Source organism: Nocardia veterana NBRC 100344 (assembly GCF_000308855.1).
Taxonomy (GTDB): domain Bacteria; phylum Actinomycetota; class Actinomycetes; order Mycobacteriales; family Mycobacteriaceae; genus Nocardia; species Nocardia veterana.
This window is the reverse complement of the sequence record NZ_BAGM01000064.1, coordinates 40,969-57,529: the sequence shown is the minus strand read 5'-3', so window position 1 is coordinate 57,529 and position 16,561 is coordinate 40,969. Positions and strand designations below refer to the sequence as shown.

20 protein-coding genes are annotated in these 16,561 nt (G+C 69.6%); 15 read left to right on the top strand and 5 right to left on the bottom strand.

The window, feature by feature from the left end:
* Positions 1-799: DUF2382 domain-containing protein (locus ON37_RS10580; protein ID WP_306306470.1), on the top strand; the 799-nt coding region annotated here is incomplete at its 5' end.
* Positions 800-1,024: 225 nt separating this feature from the next.
* On the top strand, positions 1,025-1,597 hold the full coding sequence (locus ON37_RS10575; protein WP_210742531.1) for a TetR/AcrR family transcriptional regulator: 573 nt from the start codon (positions 1,025-1,027) through the stop codon (positions 1,595-1,597).
* Positions 1,598-1,630: 33 nt separating this feature from the next.
* Here ON37_RS10575 and ON37_RS10570 read toward each other — a convergent pair whose 3' ends face one another.
* On the bottom strand, positions 1,631-2,653 hold the full coding sequence (locus tag ON37_RS10570; protein ID WP_040718725.1) for a LacI family DNA-binding transcriptional regulator: 1,023 nt from the start codon (positions 2,651-2,653) through the stop codon (positions 1,631-1,633).
* A gap of 155 nt (positions 2,654-2,808) precedes the next feature.
* Between ON37_RS10570 and ON37_RS10565 the strand changes: the two genes are divergently transcribed.
* From ON37_RS10565 to ON37_RS10550, 4 genes are all read left to right on the top strand, one after another.
* Positions 2,809-4,134, top strand: coding sequence for an aryl-sulfate sulfotransferase (locus ON37_RS10565; RefSeq protein WP_040718745.1), 1,326 nt, complete (start codon positions 2,809-2,811; stop codon positions 4,132-4,134).
* A 62-nt stretch (positions 4,135-4,196) separates the two neighbouring features.
* Positions 4,197-5,054: an ABC transporter permease gene (locus ON37_RS10560; protein ID WP_083892878.1), complete on the top strand. Its 858-nt coding sequence runs from the start codon at positions 4,197-4,199 to the stop codon at positions 5,052-5,054.
* Positions 5,054-5,812 carry an ABC transporter ATP-binding protein gene (locus ON37_RS10555; protein ID WP_040718724.1) on the top strand — a complete coding sequence of 253 codons (759 nt, stop codon included), beginning with the start codon at positions 5,054-5,056 and terminating at the stop codon, positions 5,810-5,812. The genes ON37_RS10560 and ON37_RS10555 overlap by 1 nt, the downstream gene beginning before the upstream one ends.
* A 4-nt stretch (positions 5,813-5,816) precedes the next feature.
* Complete coding sequence (locus tag ON37_RS10550; RefSeq protein ID WP_245553147.1) at positions 5,817-6,860, top strand: ABC transporter substrate-binding protein; 1,044 nt, start codon at positions 5,817-5,819, stop codon at positions 6,858-6,860.
* Positions 6,861-6,885: 25 nt separating this feature from the next.
* Here ON37_RS10550 and ON37_RS10545 read toward each other — a convergent pair whose 3' ends face one another.
* The 3 genes from ON37_RS10545 to ON37_RS10535 form a co-directional block, all read right to left on the bottom strand.
* A complete protein-coding gene (locus ON37_RS10545; protein ID WP_040718722.1) occupies positions 6,886-7,578 on the bottom strand; it encodes a class I SAM-dependent methyltransferase in 693 nt (230 codons plus the stop codon).
* A gap of 52 nt (positions 7,579-7,630) precedes the next feature.
* The gene (locus ON37_RS10540; RefSeq protein WP_040718721.1) at positions 7,631-8,401 is read right to left on the bottom strand and encodes a trans-aconitate 2-methyltransferase; all 771 of its coding nucleotides are present in this window, start codon (positions 8,399-8,401) and stop codon (positions 7,631-7,633) included.
* A gap of 69 nt (positions 8,402-8,470) precedes the next feature.
* On the bottom strand, positions 8,471-9,082 hold the full coding sequence (locus ON37_RS10535) for a TetR/AcrR family transcriptional regulator (protein ID WP_083892877.1): 612 nt from the start codon (positions 9,080-9,082) through the stop codon (positions 8,471-8,473).
* A gap of 51 nt (positions 9,083-9,133) precedes the next feature.
* Here ON37_RS10535 and ON37_RS34665 point away from each other — a divergent pair, with 51 nt between their 5' ends.
* The 9 genes from ON37_RS34665 to ON37_RS10500 all read left to right on the top strand — a co-directional run bounded on the left by ON37_RS34665 (position 9,134) and on the right by ON37_RS10500 (position 15,743).
* On the top strand, positions 9,134-9,214 hold the full coding sequence (locus tag ON37_RS34665; protein WP_371507465.1) for a putative leader peptide: 81 nt from the start codon (positions 9,134-9,136) through the stop codon (positions 9,212-9,214).
* A gap of 105 nt (positions 9,215-9,319) precedes the next feature.
* Positions 9,320-9,841 (top strand): DUF4242 domain-containing protein, encoded by a 522-nt coding sequence (locus ON37_RS10530; RefSeq protein WP_040718720.1) that lies wholly within the window; start codon positions 9,320-9,322, stop codon positions 9,839-9,841.
* A complete protein-coding gene (locus ON37_RS10525) occupies positions 9,838-10,869 on the top strand; it encodes an acyl-CoA dehydrogenase family protein (protein WP_040718719.1) in 1,032 nt (343 codons plus the stop codon). Before ON37_RS10530 ends, ON37_RS10525 begins: the two co-directional genes overlap by 4 nt.
* Positions 10,845-11,576: an ABC transporter ATP-binding protein gene (locus ON37_RS10520; protein ID WP_040718718.1), complete on the top strand. Its 732-nt coding sequence runs from the start codon at positions 10,845-10,847 to the stop codon at positions 11,574-11,576. Before ON37_RS10525 ends, ON37_RS10520 begins: the two co-directional genes overlap by 25 nt.
* A complete protein-coding gene (locus ON37_RS10515) occupies positions 11,573-12,718 on the top strand; it encodes an ABC transporter substrate-binding protein (protein WP_040718717.1) in 1,146 nt (381 codons plus the stop codon). Before ON37_RS10520 ends, ON37_RS10515 begins: the two co-directional genes overlap by 4 nt.
* A 41-nt stretch (positions 12,719-12,759) precedes the next feature.
* Entirely contained in the window at positions 12,760-13,482 is a 723-nt protein-coding gene (locus tag ON37_RS10510) for an ABC transporter permease (RefSeq protein WP_373282004.1), read from the top strand.
* 58 nt (positions 13,483-13,540) lie between these two features.
* The gene (locus ON37_RS32855) at positions 13,541-13,705 is read left to right on the top strand and encodes a hypothetical protein (protein ID WP_157171407.1); all 165 of its coding nucleotides are present in this window, start codon (positions 13,541-13,543) and stop codon (positions 13,703-13,705) included.
* 79 nt (positions 13,706-13,784) lie between these two features.
* On the top strand, positions 13,785-14,582 hold the full coding sequence (locus ON37_RS10505) for an SDR family NAD(P)-dependent oxidoreductase (RefSeq protein WP_040718715.1): 798 nt from the start codon (positions 13,785-13,787) through the stop codon (positions 14,580-14,582).
* Between the two features lie 120 nt (positions 14,583-14,702).
* Positions 14,703-15,743: a Gfo/Idh/MocA family protein gene (locus tag ON37_RS10500; protein ID WP_040718714.1), complete on the top strand. Its 1,041-nt coding sequence runs from the start codon at positions 14,703-14,705 to the stop codon at positions 15,741-15,743.
* Between the two features lie 6 nt (positions 15,744-15,749).
* Here the strand turns inward: ON37_RS10500 and ON37_RS10495 are convergent, their stop codons facing one another.
* Positions 15,750-16,547 (bottom strand): SAM-dependent methyltransferase, encoded by a 798-nt coding sequence (locus ON37_RS10495; RefSeq protein ID WP_040718713.1) that lies wholly within the window; start codon positions 16,545-16,547, stop codon positions 15,750-15,752.
* Positions 16,548-16,561: the final 14 nt, after the last annotated feature.

Genomic DNA, 16,561 nt, shown 5'->3' with positions numbered 1-16,561 from the left:
AGCAACCATGACCGGACAGCTCGACACTCTGATGGACAGCACCGTGTACGACTCACACGACGACAAGATCGGCAAGGTCAAGAACATCTACGTCAACAACGAGACCGGCTCCCCGACCTGGGTTGCGGTGTCCACCGGCCTGTTTCGCCACGATTCGCTGGTGCCGCTGGTCGGCGCCCAGCACAATCCGCAGGCCGACGCGCTGCGGGTGAGCGTGGACAAGGAGATGGTCAAATCGGCTCCCGCGGTCGAACAGGACGGCCACATCAGCAGCCAGGGTGAAGCGGAACTGTTCCGCCACTACCACGTCGACCCGAACCACGCCGGCTGGGATGCCTACGGGCGGGCCGTGCGCGGCACCGGGGACGGTACGGGGCGGCAGGCGCAGCCGGGCACGAATGCGCCGGTCGACGACCGGGGCATGGTCCGCTCGGAGGAGCGGCTGAACGTCGATACCCAGCGCGAGGCGGTGGGCACTGCGCGACTGCGCAAATACGTGGTCACCGAGGATCAGACCGTGACCGTGCCGACCAGCCACGAAGAGGTCCGCGTCGAGCGGGAGCCGGTCACCTCCGCGGATGCCCGGCCCGATCTGGGCGAGCAGGAGCAGGAGGTCACCCTGCACCGGGACCGCGTGACCGTCGACAAGGAGACCGTGCCTGTCGAGCGGGTGCGCCTGGCCGTCGACGATGTCGAGGAGCAGCAGACGGTGGCCGACACCGTCCGTAAGGAGCGAATCGAAACCGAGGGCACCGACCCGCAGCGCCGGGACGATCGCCGGTACCCGGGCGAACGCTGACCCATCACCCATCGGACCCGACCGGGCTCGGCACGAGCCCGGTCCGTCCATGTCTCGTCCGCCCGGTGAAGGTGGCGCCGGGCAGGCGAGAGACGCATGGCGGTAGAACCCTCTGCGAAAGAATGCAAGAAGGGTGGGTGAAATTGGATCGCCCAGGTCAGAGCCACTACAATCGGCCGCGTGACCGAGACGACGGTAGGCGGGCGGCGCGCGAACCGGCGCGGTATGGCGTCCCGGGAGAGCATGCTCGAGGCGGCGATCGCCTCGCTGGCGACCGGCGACCCGGCCGCGGTCTCCGGTAACCGGATCGCTCGGGATATCGGCGCCACCTGGGGCGTGATCAAATACCAGTTCGGTGATATCGACGGATTGTGGGCGGCGGTGCTGCGGCACACCGCCGACAAACGCGGCGATCTACCGGCCGGCATCAAACCCGACGGCACCCTTCATGAGCGGGTGGATGCGCTGATTCGCGCGATGGCGGTCGGCCTGCGCCGGCCGGAGTCGCTGGCGATCGAGACCCTGCGTGCCGCGCTGCCGCGCGACCACGCCGAATTGGAGCGCGAATTCCCGCGCACCGCAGCCGAACTGGCCTCCTGGAAACCGAACTGGGATCAGGCGTGCGCCCGCGCCTTCGCCGACCTCGATCTCGACCCGGTGCGCGTCCGCCGGGTCGCCGCGCTCATTCCGGCCGCGATGCGTGGCATCACCTCCGAACGCACCCTCGGCACCTACGGCGATCTCGACGACGCGATCGAGGCGCTGGTGGGCGGCATCGTCGCGTATCTCGAACGCTGACAAGGTCTTTCGCGCCGGCACCGGTGGCGATCGTCAGCGGACACACCCGCAGGTTTCGCCCGCGGCGAGGTGGATATCGATGCGGGGTGGGGCGTCGGTGCGGGTCCCGGCCGGGTCCAGCACTCGCGACAGTGCCGTGCGCGCAATCACTTCGAGTGGTTGCTGCACCGCGGTGAGCGTGATGGGCGCGTAGGTGTCGGCCGGATTCGCGTCGAAGCCGACCACCGAGATGTCGTGCGGAATACGCAGGCCCGCCTCCGCGACGGCACGCAGGGTGGCGGCGGTCTGGGCGTAGGTGCCGACGACCATGCCGTTCGGCGCCGGATGGGTGGACAGGTAGTCGCGCACCGCGCGGTAGGCGCCGGCCGGGGTGAGGTCGGTGGGAATCCGCTGGGCGTGCTGGTCGCCGACCGTGGACGAATAGCCCGCGTAGCGCTGGGCCACGGTTTCGCGGTCGCCGTGTGCGACCTCGGCCGCGGTGAAGCCGCCGACGAACACGATGGCGTCGCGGCCGTGCGGGTCGGTCAGATGTGCTGTCGCCAACGCCCCGGCGTGGACGTGGTCCGCCCCGACCACGTCGACGTCGGCGCCGTCTCGGTTGTTGTGGACCCACACGATCGGAATCCGTTCCTGGCGGCACAGTTCCGCGGTGGCGCGGCCGTTTGCGCCGCCCACCACGATCAGGCCCTCGATGCCGGAATCGCTGAAGGCCGAGGCGAATTCGAGTTCCCGCTCCGGGTCGTACCCGGTGTTGCCGATGAGGGTCAGATGGTCCCGGTCCCGGGCCGCGAGCTCGATCTGCCCGACGAGGGTGCCGAACAGTGGCATCCGTACGTCCGGAACCAGCAGTCCGATATGCCGCCAACGGCGGGATCGGCGCAGTGCGCGAGCCGCGCGATCCGGCCGGTAGTCGAGCTCGTTCAGGGCAGCTACCACGCGGGCCCGGGTGGTAGCCGAAACGGGCCGGGGACCGTCGTTGAGGACGTAGCTGACCACCGCTGTCGAGGTGCCCGCCCGACGGGCTACGTCGGCCAGAGTCGCGCGCTTGGCAGTCACATTCGCCTCATTCTCGATACGTCACGCTCGGCGGAACAGAGTTGAAATCATTCGGATCATTACAGTCTGCATGCGGCGGAATGGCGGTGCAAATCGATTAGATTCGTAACAACATCGACCTGCTCGCGTAACGCACGACTGATGGAGTGAACCGCATGGCCTTCGTACGACTCACCGGCGTCACCTATTACGACCCGAATTCGGCACATGCCGGCTACATCCTCTTCACCGGCGCGGACTCCGTCACGCGGCTGATCGATCTCAACGGCACGGTGCATCGAGAATGGCCGTTCGCCGGTGTGCCGCCGCGCATCATCGACCCGCAACTCACCGGTGGCCGCCGCGGCGACATCGGCGTTCAGCTCAGCGCGAGTGGTGACCCGCGCGGTGGCATCTACGCCAACGGCACAGTGGGACAAGTGAACTGGGCCGGCGAGACGGTGTGGGAATGGGGTCGGCAGGCGCCGGGCGGGGCGGCCCGGCAAAATCACGACTGGCAGCTGCTTCCGAACGGCAACCGTCTGCTGCTGGTCACCGTCCCGCGGGTCGTGCCGGGACTGGGACCGCGACCCGTCGGCGACCAGGGACTCTACGAGGTCACGCCCGACGGGGCGATCATCTGGGAGTGGCGCGCCGGCGACCACCTCGACGAGCTGGGTCTGTCCGATGCCGGCTGGGATGCCTTGCGTGCGACCGTGCTGCGGGACCCGGACGACCCGTGGGGCTATCTCGAAATCAACAGCGCACAGACGCTCGGTCCGAACCACTGGCACCGTGCGGATCCGGACAGCGTGTTCCACCCGGACAACATCCTCATCAGTTGCCGCAAGGCGAATGTCGTCGCGTTGATCGACAAGACGACGAAGGCCGTGGTCTGGCGGCTCGGCCCGTACTTCGACGAGGCGCCGGGTGCGCAGCATCAGCGAATCAACGCGCACAAGGTGCCGCGGGCGTTGGACCAGCTGTCCGGACAACACAATCCGCATCTGATCGCCGAGGGGCTCCCCGGCGCCGGCAACATCCTCGTCTTCGACAATCAGGGCGGCGCGGGATACCCGCCGGCGCCGCTGGGCATCTACGCCGGATCCCGGGTCCTCGAGATCGATCCCTCGACCCGGCAGATCGTCTGGCAGTACACCGCTGAGGATTCGGGGCAGCCGCCGTGGGCCTTCTTCAGCTCCTTCGTCAGCAATGCCCAGCGATTGCCCAACGGCAACACTCTGATCACCGAGGGGATGCACGGCCGCCTGTTCCAAGTCACGCCGGAGGGACGCGTGGTCTGGGAATACGTCTCGCCCTACGAGGGATCCGGTGTGGCGGGTGAACCGGAGGTTCGCGAACCCCGCGTCCCGGGGGTGGACCGGACGAGTACAACCCCCATGGTGTATCGCGCCCAAGCGGTTCCGTTCGACTGGGTGCCGATCGGCGCACCCGCGGCGGCGCCGGTCGCCGTCGATCTGCGGACCACGATCGGCGCCTGACCGCTCCGCACGGCCGGGGATGCCGGTCGCTCACCGGGAAGTCCGAATATGGAAGTCCGAATATGACAGAGAGTCTGCCAATCGTGCCGGCCGACCCCGGCGCGGCACCGGCCACGACGACGCCGTGGCGGCGCCGATTGGGCGCGTCCGCGACGACGCTGCCGAGCGGCCGCGCGGTCGGCGGCGCCGTCGCCGGAGTGATCCTGGCGGCGGTCGTCTGGTCGGTGATCGCCGCACTGAATATCTTTCCGCGCCAACTGTTTCCGTCTGTTCCCCAGATTCTGCACGCGGGTCGTGTACTGGGGGCCGACGGATTGCTGGTGCCCGATATCGCCGCGAGTCTGCGCCGGGCGGCCTTCGGCTTCCTGCTCGGGCTCGGAGCGGGGGTGCCGGCGGCGGTTTGTACCGCGACCACTCGGGTGGGCCGGGCGGTGGTGCAACCCGTGCTGCGGTTGTTGGCGCCGGTGCCGACGATCGGTTTGGTGCCGCTGGCGATCCTCTGGTTCGGCCTCGGGGAGAACAGCAAGGTGCTGGTCATCGCGCTGGGTGTCTTCGTCCCGGTCTGGATCAACAGCCACTCGGGATTCGCCGGCACCCCCGAGCACTACCTGCAGGCCGCGCGCTGCCTCGGTGCGAGTCGCCGGCACACCCTGACTCGGGTGGTGCTGCCCGAGGCGATCCCCGACGTGGTCGGCGGGGCCCGGGTCGGCGCCGCCATGGCGTTCGTCCTGATCGTCGTTGCCGAAATGACCGGCACCACAGCGGGAATCGGCTATCGGATCTATCAGGCACAGTTGTTCTCCCAGGCCGACCGGCTGATCTTCTGCCTGATCGTGCTCGGCGTGATCGGTGCGGCCTGCGATCTGGCGATCGCGGGCCTCACCGCACCGATGCTGCGCTGGGCGAAGGAGGTGAACTGATGGCCGTCGCGACCCGGGATCTGGTGGTGCACTTCCCGAAAGCCGCCCAGCCCACGCTGCGAGGTATCGACCTGTCGGTGCCCGACGGTTCGTTCGCCGTTCTCGTCGGCGCCTCGGGCAGCGGCAAATCGACGCTGCTGCACTGCCTCGCCGGGCTGCTGCCACCCACCTCGGGAACGGTGACCGATGGCGGTGCGCGCGTGCTCGGCCCCGATCCGCGCCGGGGCGTGGCCTTCCAGCGCGATGTGCTGTTCCCGTGGATGAGCGTCGCGGCCAATATCGAATTCGCGCTGCGCGCACGACGGGTGCCGGCCCGGGCCCATCGCGCGCGCACCGAGGAACTCCTCGACCTTGTCGGGCTGTCCCGCGCGGTGCTCGGACTGCGCCCGAGTCAGTTGTCGGGTGGGATGCGCCAGCGCGTCGGCATCGCCCGGATGCTCGCCGGTGAACCCGAGATCATGCTGATGGACGAGCCGTTCGCCGCGCTCGATGCGCTCACCCGGCTCAAGATGCAGGATCTGCTGATCGATATCTGGACCCGCTTGCAGCGCACCGTCGTCTTCGTCACCCACGACGTGGACGAGGCGATCCGGCTGTCCGACACGATCAGCGTGCTGCGCGACGGCCGGATCATCAATCGGATCACGAATCCGCTCGATCGTCCCCGCCCCGCGGATACGCTCGCGGACCGCCCCGGATACAGCGAATTGCGCCGATCGCTGCATCACGAACTCGGCATCGCGCCCTCGGCGGGGTGAGTCCATGTCCTCGAAGCCCGGCATGTCCTCGAAAGCGTTGCTCCGCCCCGAATTTTCGATCCACCCACACGAAGAGAAGCCCGTGAAATCGCTGCTGTTGCGCTCCCTGACCGCCCTTGTCTGCTTCGTCGCGCTGATCGTGCCGCTGGCCGCGTGCGCCGGTACGGACGATTCGGACCCCCACGCCCTCACGGTCGGCTTCGTCGTCGATCCTTCGTGGGCGCAGGTGCCCGTGGCGCAACAGGCCGGAGATTTCGACCGCCACGGGGTGAAGGTCCACATCGTCAACTTCGCCACCGGGGTGGAGGCGCTGCAGGCGCTCGCCGCCGGTCAGCTCGACGTGGCCACCGCCGCCGACGTTCCGGCCGCGGCGGCGATGACCCGGTCGCCCGCGTTGCGCATCGTCGGGGACGGGTCGCGATGGGAGGACTCGCGTATCGTCGCGCGCCGCAGCGCCGGAATCACGTCGCTGCGGGATCTGGCGGGTCGGTCGGTCGGCACGCCGCTGGGTACCAGCGCGGCGTACTTCGCCCAGAATGCGTTGTCGCACAGCGCGGTCGAGGCGAAGCTGGTGCAGGTGGCACCGCAGGCGACCGTGACTGCCGCGGGTCAGCGCAACGTCGACGCGGTCGCGATCTTCCAGCCGTACCAGGCTCAGGTGATCGATGCGCTCGGCGCCGACGCGGTCGAGCTCGCCGGTGGCACCTACAGCCAGCACAGCCTCTATCTCGCCACCGACAGCGCCGTCACCCGCAAGCCCGAGGCGCTCGCCGGCTTCTTCGCCGCCCTGGGGGAGGCGGGGAGCCGGCTGGGCTCCGGGGCCGAGCCGGCGATCGCCGCGGTGGCGTCGGCGACTCAGCTGTCCCCGGATCTGATCCGGAAAATCCTGCCCGAGTTCGATTTTCGCCTCCGATTGCAGCCCGACCTCGCCGATACACTCGTCGCTCTGGCCGAGTGGGCCAGGGCGCAGGGCGCGGTCGACAAGTCGGCCGGTTTGCCGGACTACCGGGCGCTGGCCGAGCCGAGGTTCCTGCCGCAGGGCGGGTAGGCCGGGTAGCAAGCGCCCGTCGCGTTCAGGCCAGGTGTGCCAGCAACAGCCAGGCGGGGACCGAGGTGCGGCCGCCGGGTTCGTCGCGGACGTTCTCGAAGCGGACCGGGAACCGGTCGTCGCGCGGCAGGTCGTTGCCGTGGATGCGGGCCGGGCGGATCTCGTCGATCACCCAGTATTTCGAAACCACTTCGCGTAGTTCGTCTTCGGTGACCGGATTGGGGCCGAACCCCTCGGGGGTGGCGGACGGGAGCGCGGTGCGGTCGAAGACGAGCGCGAAGTAGGACGCGCCCGGGGCGGCGGCGCGCACGATCGCTCGCTGATAGGCGTCGCGCTGCTCGACCGGGATGGAGTGGAACAGGGTGCTGTCGACGATGGTGCCGAACCGGCCGTCGTATCCGGTGAAGGAGGTGATGTCGGCTACCTCGAAGGAGGCGTTGGTGAGCCCGCGCCGGGCCGCCTCGGCCCGCGCCAGTTCGATGGCGGTCGGGGCCGAGTCCAGGCCCACCGTGACGTGCCCGCGGGCGGCCAGGTACATCGAGATCTCCGCCTCGCCGCAGCCCACGTCGAGAACGTCGCCGTGGAATTGGCCCTCGTCGGCGAGCACCTTCAGTTCCGGCTGCGGTTCGCCGATACTCCACGGCGGTTTGGCGCCGGAGAAGGGACCGTCGTCGTGCTGATATGCGCTCTCGAACGTGAAATCGCTCGGTGTGGTCATGATGTCCTCCGATCGGTCGGGACTATCAGACGAGAGTGGAGCAAACTCGATGCTACGACCCGGGTTTGTGCGCCACGGCGAAAACCCGGCGGAACGGCAACCAGGTCGTGCCGTCCGCGCGCGGTGGATAGGCGGCGCGCAGCAGCGGCGCGAGCTGGGCGGTGAAACGTGCCCACTCGGCATCGTCGAGTGCGGCGCGGACCGGGCGCAGCGCGGTGCCCGTCACCCAGTCCAGGACGGGATCGGTGCCGGTCAGCCGCTGTAGGTAGGTGGTCTCCCAGGCGTCGACCACACAGCCGGCCACCGTGAGTATCGCCGCGTAACCGCTCGGATCGAGGACGTCGCGCGGTTGCAGAATGCCGCTGGATTCGAGCCGCGACCGCCACTCGTCGCGGGCGGCCAGTTCGCGGATGGCGACGTGCGACGGTGCGTCGAAGTTGCCGGGCACCTGCAAGGCCAGCCAGGCGCCGGCCGGCAGGGCGTGCACCCATCGGGGCAGCAGGTCGGCGTGCGTCGGCACCCACTGCAGGACGGCGTTGCTGATCACGACATCGGTGTCCGGCGCCGGTTGCCAGTCCTCGGCGGACCGCACCTCGGCATCGATGCCCGATTGCCGTGCGGCCGCGACCATTTCGGGCGAGGAATCGAAGGCCTCCAGCCGCGCGGACGGCCACCGCTGGGCCAGCGTGGCGGTGAGTTGCCCGGGACCACAGCCGAGGTCGACCACCCGGCGCGGATTCTCGGCGTCGATCCGGGCGACCAGTTCGAAGAACGGGCGCGACCGATGATCGCCGAACCTGCGGTACCTGTCGGGATCCCACATGCGCTGCTCCCACTCGCCGAAGACGTTAAACCGTACGAGCGTTATGTTAGCTCGCCGCGGCGAATGCGGTCAGCCTGGCAGCGACCGCGTGATCAATTCGGCCGCCAGGCTCCGGCCCGTCCGCAGCGGTTCCAGCGAGTGGGCGAACTTGGATCCCGACAGTGCGCCGTCGTAGATCAACTGGATGCGCTGGGCGAGGGCCTCCGGTTCCGCGCTGCCGCATTCGCGCAGCAGGGCGGTCAGGGTATCGAGCATCCATCGGCGGTGGGCGACAACGGGTTCCAGCTCCTGGTCGGGAAATTCGGTGGCCGCGTTGGCGTATTGGCAGCCGCGGAAGCCCTTGGTGGGAGCGGAGGCCAGGGCGAGATCGAAGAAGGTCAGCACCTTGTCGACCGGCTCGGTCACCGCCGCCACGGCCTCGTCCCAGCGGCCGCGGTCCCGGCGATCGAGGTGTTCCAGATACGCCTGCACGAGAGCGTCTTTGGAGCCGTAGCTCTGATACAGGCTGGCCCGCGCCACCCCGGCCTCGGCCAGCACCCGGTCGATGCCGACGGCGCGGATCCCGTAGCGGGAGAACAGCGCGGTCGCGGTCTCCAGCAGGCGCTGGGCGGGCGCGGGTCGACTTCGGCGGGTCGACTGCTGCTCGGCCGATGGTGTTGTTGTGGCCACGTCTTCCACCATAACCACTCCCAGAGGTAGACAGAACGTTCTGTTCATGTTTAGTCTGAACGGGTGACCCGCAGCAACCTCACCCGCCGACTGCACGTGGACCTCGTGCGCGTGGCGGGCGCTGCCTGTCGTCACCAGCGCTGAGGCAGCCCCGCCCGGGGCCGTCGAGCATTCGCGCACATCTCCGGCCGCGCCCTTGCACGCGGCTGTCGAGCCCATCGCAGAGCCAGTTCCGAAAGGCGGCTGTCCATGTCCCTGTATCTGTACGAACTCGTGCCCACCGGCGCCCCCGGGCGCACCATCGACGAATTCGGCGCGCGCGTCGACAAGGCCGGTGGGGAGTTGATCGAGGCGCAGGTCACGGCGGGTGCGACGCGGATCTTCGCGATCGCCGAATTCGCCGGATGCGATGCGCCCGCGCTCCCGGCGGACGAGGTGTCCGCCGCCGCGGTCGACGGACCCCATCAGGTGCGGATCGTCGGCGCCGACCTCGCCACCGTCAAGGCCGCCCGCCCCGCCGCGGGCTATCTGGTCGAGTGGGACATCCCCGCCGAGATCGATATGGACACCTACCTCGCGCGGAAGAAGGCCAACGCGCCGAAATACGCCGACGTCCCCGAGGTCAGCTTCCTGCGCACCTACGTGCGTGAGGACACCGCCAAATGCCTGTGCTTCTACGACGCGCCGGACGAAGCCGCGGTGCGCCGGGCCCGGGCCGCGGTGAGCACCCCGATCGACCGGTTGTACGCGCTCGAGGATCCGCGGACATGACCGTCACCGTGCCGGCGCGCGCGGCGGTCGCCGCCTTCGTACGGGAGCGCGCTGCCGCGCTCGACGCCGGAACCACCGACGTCCGCGTCGATCTCGCGGAGATCGGCCGGAGCGAGTTGCTCGCCCTCGCCTTGGGCGAGACCGATATCAGCGAATTCGCGGTCGTGATCGAGGAGGTGGCGGCCGAAAGTCTCGCGGCCGGCTTCTCGCTCTGGGCTCAGCGCATGACGCTCGAATACGTGTGGCGGGCACCGGAACCGGTACGCCGGTGTTATCTGGACGGCCTCGCTTCCGGGCGCACGGTCGGCGTCACCGCGATGGCCGCGGCACTCAAACATCTCGCCGGACTCGGTGAGTTGCCGTTGCGGGCCGAGCCGGGGGACGACCGGGCGGTCTCCGGCTCGATCGCGTGGGCCTCCAACGTCTTCGAGGACGCGCTGATCGTCTTCCCCTACCGCGGGGCGGACAGGTCCGGTCGCGTCGCCGTGGTCGCGGCCGGTGCCGACGGGGTGCTGGTGCGGCCGGCTCCGGAACTGCTCGCGCTGAACGCCACCGGCTCGACCGGGTTGACCTTCGACCGCGTCGAGGTGCCCGACGATCAGCTGATCACCACCGATCTGCCCCGCTTCGGGGCCGCGATCCGGCCGATTTTCCTGCTCCTGCAGACCGCCTTCTGCAGCGGTGTCGCGGGCCGGTCGGTAGCGGAGGCCGGAGCCCGGCTGACGGGGCTGGGCGACCGATTCCGTGGCGACCACGGCGAACTCACGGCTCGGCACCGGTCGGTGCGGCAGCGGCTGTACGCGTTCGCCGCCGATCCGGGCCGGGTCGCGCCGGCCGAACTGATTCGCGTGCGGCTCGACGCGTCCCGGGTCGCGGTCGACGCCACCCGGCTGGAATCCACGCTGCGCGGCGGCGCCGGGTTCGCCCGGGACTGCGACACCAACCGGCGGTTCCGTGAGGCCGCCTTCCTCCCCGTCCAATCTCCCTCGGAAGGTCAATTGCGGTGGGAACTGTCGCAGTACGACTAGCGGGCGCGCGCAAGAGCTACGCCCGCCACGGCGCACCGGTGCTCGACGGTGTCGATCTCGAGATCACGGCGGGAGAGCTGCTGGTGATCCTCGGCCCCAGCGGCAGCGGGAAATCGACCCTGCTGCGGATCATCGCCGGGCTGGACCGGCTCGACGGCGGCAGCATCGGCTGGGGCGAAGGGGGGCAGGCGAATCCGACGACCGGCGTGGTGTTCCAGCAGCCGCTGCTGATGCCGTGGCTGAGCGTGCGGGACAACGTCCGCTTCGGTGGCCGGTTCGCGCGCCATCGCGACGATCTGGATCCCGGGGCGGCCGATGCGCTGCTCGAGCGGTTCGGCCTGGCCGGGCTGGCCGACCGGATGCCCGACGAGCTCTCGGGCGGCCAGGCGCAGCGGGTGGCAGTGATGCGCGCGGTCGCGGTCCGGCCGCGGCTGCTGCTGCTCGACGAACCCTTCAGCGCGCTGGACCCGGCCGTGCGCGCCGATCTACAGGACTGGCTCGCGGCCCTGGTCGCCGACCTCGGGTGCACTACCGTGCTGGTCACCCACGACGTCGACGAAGCGCTGCGGCTGGGGGACCGGATCGTGCTCATCGGTCACGGCGGCAGAGTGCGCGCGCACTACGCTCGCCCCGGCACCGAGGATGAACGAAATACCCTGCGGCAGAGCATTATCGAGCGCTACCGGGATGCGTCGGTGACGGTATGAGCAGGTCCGGGATTACGCGGCGTGGCCTGCTGTGCGGCTGCGCCGGACTGGTTGCTGCCGGTGGGCTGGCCGGACTGGCGGATCTCGGTGTGGCCGCCGCCGAACGCCGCGCCGCCGGCGGTGCGCAACTGCGCATCGGATATCTGCCGATCACCGACGCGGCTCCGCTGCTGATCGCCGAACGCGGCACCGAATTCGCCCAGCCTGTGCTGTTTCGCAGTTGGTCCGCCCTGGCCGAGGCCTTCCTCACCCGTCAGGTGGATATCGTGCACCTGCTGATGCCGATGGCGATCCAGCTGCGCTTCGGCCTCGGCGCCCCGGCCCGGGTTCTGGGTTGGAACCACACCAACGGGTCCGCGCTGACCGTCGCACCGCACATCACCGAACCGGGGCAGTTGGCGGGCACACAGGTGGCGATCCCGTTCTGGTGGTCGATCCACAACATCGTGATCCAGCAGTGGTTGCGCGCCAACGGATTACGGCCGGTGATCCGCGGTTCGGCCACGCGGGCGGCGGGCACGGTGGAGCTGATCGTGATGAGTCCCTCGGATATGATTCCGGCCCTGGCCAACGGGTCGATCAGCGCCTTCACCGTCGCCGACCCGTTCAATGCCGGGGCCGAACTGCGTGGGGTGGGCCGCATCCACCGCTTTCTCGGCGACCTGTGGCGCGACCACGCCTGCTGCGCGCTGGTGGTGCATCAGGACCTGTTGGACAGCCGGCCCGCCGTCGCGCAGACGATCGCGGAGGCGGTGGTGAAAGCCCAGCTGCGGATCGGTGGTGACCGCCCGGCCGCGGCGAAACAGCTTGCGGGACGGTATCTTCCGCAACCGCTGCCCGCGATCACGAAGGCGCTGACCTATTCCGATCGGATCCCGGTCCGCCACCCGGACTGGCATCCGCAGCGAATCGGATTCCAGCCCTTCCCCTTTCCCAGCTTCACCACCGCGCTCGCGACCGCCATGCACGACACCGTCGTCGACGGCGACACCCGGTTCCTGTCTCGTCTCGACCCGGCCGGTGTGCACGCCGAACTCGTCGACGACCGGTTCGTCCGGACCGCCCTGGACCGGGCGGGCGGGCCCGCCGCATTCGGACTGCCCCCGGGGCTCACTCGTACCGAGGAGATCGATCCATCGTGACTACCGTCGCCGCCCGCCCACTCCGCCGCACCGCGACCTGGATACCGCGCCTGGGCGCCGTGGCCGCCGCGATACTGCTGTGGTGGGTGCTCACCGATGTGGTCGCCGGACCACAGTCGCTGCTGCGCGAATTCGGTCCCCAGCATGTACCCGGCGCCATCGCCGGATTGCTCGACCGCGGGGTGCTCGTCCCGGATATCGGGGTGAGCATGTGGCGGCTCACGGTGGGTTTGCTGATCGCGGTCACCGTCGGGGTGCCGCTGGGCCTGCTGCTCGGATTGCATGCCGCCACCGAATCGGCGGTGGCGCCCATCGTGCAGTTTCTGCGGATGATCTCGCCGCTGTCGTGGGCCCCGATCGCGGTGGCGCTGTTCGGGATCGGGCATCAGCCGGTGATCTTCCTGGTCGCCGCGGCTTCGGTGTGGCCCATCGTGCTCAACACCGCCGCGGGCGTGCGCTCCATCGATCCCGGACTGCTGCTGGTGGCGCGTTCCTTCGGTGCGACGCGGCGCGAACAGCTGACCACGGTGGTGCTGCCCGCGATCCGCGGCCCGGTGCAGACCGGATTCCGGGTCGGGCTCGGTATCGCCTGGGTGGTGCTGGTGCCGGCCGAGATGCTGGGCGTGCGGTCCGGGCTCGGCTATCAGATCCTCAATGCCCGTGACCAACTCGCCTACGACCAGGTGATGGCCGTGATCGTGGTGATCGGGCTGATCGGGTTCGCGCTGGACTCACTCGCCCGCGCGGTACCGGATCGCCGCTGAGAGTCGAATCTCGCGCGTCCTGCTCAGCGAGCTGGGCGGCACGCTCACTCCGGCGGTCGTGCTGGGCCGCCGGGCCGGTGATCCGGCGATCGATGCCCCCGCCGACCGGCTCGTCACGGTGGGCTCGACGGTGAGCGGGCCCGGCGCCGTGGGCGCGGCCTCGATCCTCGGTGTCATCGCCGGCGTGGTGCGCATAGACGCCGGCGACGACGAGGAGGACTGAATGGCCCGCGCCGGGCGGATTCGGTTCAGCGCGATCCGGATCCGCGACCGGTGGGCCGCACCTTGTTACCGTCGCCGGCATGGATCTGGAACTGAGCGGTAAGCGCGCCATCGTGACCGGGGGCAGCAAGGGAATCGGGTTGGCGATCGCGCGTGGGCTGGCGGCCGAAGGTGTCGCGGTCGTGCTCGCGGCCCGATCTGCGGAACCGCTGGCCGCCGCGGCCCGGAGCATCACCGACGAGACCGGCGCTCGGGTGCTGGCGGTTCCCACCGATACCGGTGACGACGCGCAGGTGCGGGCCCTGGTGGACCGCACCGTCGCGGAACTGGGCGGGGTCGACATCCTGATCAATGCCGCGGCCACGCCGTGGAGTGCCGGCGCACCCGCGGACCTGGGCGCGACCAGTGACGACATCGTGCGCCGCGAGGTCGAGGTGAAGGTGCTGGGCTATCTGCGCACTGCCCGTGCCGTCGCGCCGCATCTGATCGCCCAGGGCTGGGGGCGGATCGTCAACATCAGCGGACTCGGTGCGCGGCAGGCCAATTCGATCGCTCAGACGGTGCGAAACGTCAGCGTCTCCGCGCTGACCAAGAACCTGGCCGACGAACTGGGTCCGCACGGGATCAACGTGACGGTGGTCCATCCGGGTCTCACCCGGACCGAGCGGCTGCGCGCACGATTGGCCGCCCAGGCCGCCGCGTCCGGCGCCACGGTCGACGAACTCGAGGCCGGTCTGGCCACGAACTCGATCCGCCGGGTGATCGATGCCCGCGAGGTCGCCGACGTCGTGACCTTCCTCGCCTCGCCCCGCAGCATCGCCATCACCGGCGATGCCGTCGCGGCCGGCGGCGGTGTGCCGGGCCCGGTCTACTACTGATCCGCACGACGGTCGCGCGGCGGCCGAGCCGAATCGGTCGCCGCCGGTGTGTCGCCGGCCGGTCTCGCGCCCCGGCGCGGGATCGTAGGTGCGTCGGGAACGGTCGAGGAAAGGGCGGCGATGACCGAGCTGAATGTCGCGGTGATCGGATACGGACTCGCGGGTGCGGTCTTCCATGCCCCGCTGATCGCCGCCGAGCCACGGCTGCGGGTGGCGGCGGTGGTGACCTCCTCGGCCGAACGCTCAGCCCAGGCTCGCGCCGAACATCCCGGGGTTCGGGTTTTTCCGACCCCCGACGAACTGTTCTCCGCCGCAACCGATTTCGATCTCGTCGTGGTGGCGACACCGAACCGCACCCACGCCCCGCTGACGCTGGCCGCGGTGGCGGCCGGCCTTCCGGTGGTGGTCGACAAACCGTTCGCGCTGACCGCCGAGGAGGGGGAGGCCATGATCGCCGCGGCCCGCCGGGCCGGCCTCATGCTGACGGTTTTCCAGAACCGGCGCTGGGACAGTGACTTTCGCACCGTGCGCCGACTGATCGATGAGGGCGCCCTGGGTGCCGTGCACCGTTTCGAATCGCGCTTCGAGCGGTGGCGGCCCCGGCCCAAGGGCGGCTGGCGGGAGATCGGCAGCGCCGCCGAGGGCGCCGGTATTCTCTACGACCTCGGTAGCCACCTGATCGACCAGGCCCTGACCCTGTTCGGCCCGGTCGCGCACGTCTATGCCGAGGTCGACGCCCGGCGCCCCGGCGTGGCCACCGACGACGATGCGTTCCTCGCCCTCACTCATTCGAACGGGGTCCACTCGCAGCTGTGGATGAGTGCCGTGGCCGCACAGCTCGGCCCGCGGCTGCGGGTACTCGGGTCGGAGGCCGGCTACGTCTGTTACGGGCTGGACCCCCAGGAGGCCGCCTTGCGGGAAGGCCGGCGACCGGACGACGGAAAGCCCTGGGGTGTGGTGGATCCCGTCGATTGGGGTCAGCTCGGCGCGGAGGGCGACCTCCGCCTGACACCGAGCGAACCCGGCGCCTATCCGGAGTTCTACGCCGGGGTCGCCGCCTGCCTGCTGGACGGCGCCGAACCACCGGTGGATCCGGCCGATGCCGTGGTGGTGCTGCGCATCATCGAGCGGGCGCACGAGTACGCCCGCTCGGTGCGCTGACCGGGATCAGGGTTTGCGCGCGACCCCGCCGAAGGCGGCGATCTCGGCGGCGCGGCCCAGTTCGGTCGAACCCGGCCGCCACTCGGTGATGCGGGTGTAGCCGGGTTCGACGAGTTCGAGCCCGTCGAAGACGGCCGCGATCTCGTCTCGGGTGCGCGGATAGTACGGCGTGCCACCCGTTTTCGCGTATTCGGCGCACAGGTCGACATACGCCTGACTGTCGTCGGTCCCGTCCCACAGCACCAGATAACTGCCGGAAGGGACGGCCGCCAGCACGGTACGCACGATGCGCAGCATGTCCTCGTAGCTGCGGGCGTGGCCGAGCACGCCCATGAACATCACCGCCACCGGCTGCTCGAAGTCGAGGATGGTGCGGGCCTCCTCGATGATCTTCTCCGGTTCGTGGAAGTCGGCGTTGATATAGGTGGTGACGCCTTCCGGAGTGGTGCTGGTGAGCAGTGCCCGGGCGTGGGCGAGCACCAGGGGATCGTGGTCGACGTAGACGACCTTGGCGTCGGGCGCCACCTCCTGAGCCACCTCGTGGGTGTTCTGCATCGTCGGCAGCCCGGTGCCGATGTCGAGGAACTGCCGGATTCCGGCCTCCCGGGCGAGGTGTCGTACGGCCCGGATCAGGAACTGCCGCGACTGCACCGCCATGGTCGAGATATCCGGGTCGATCTGCAGGCTCGCTTCGCCGACCACCCGGTCGACCTCATAGTTGTCCTTGCCGCCCATCCAGAAATTCCAGATGCGTGCCGAATGCGGGATGTCGGTGCGAATCTGCGCCTGATCCTCGTTGGCCATAGGTGTCGAACTCC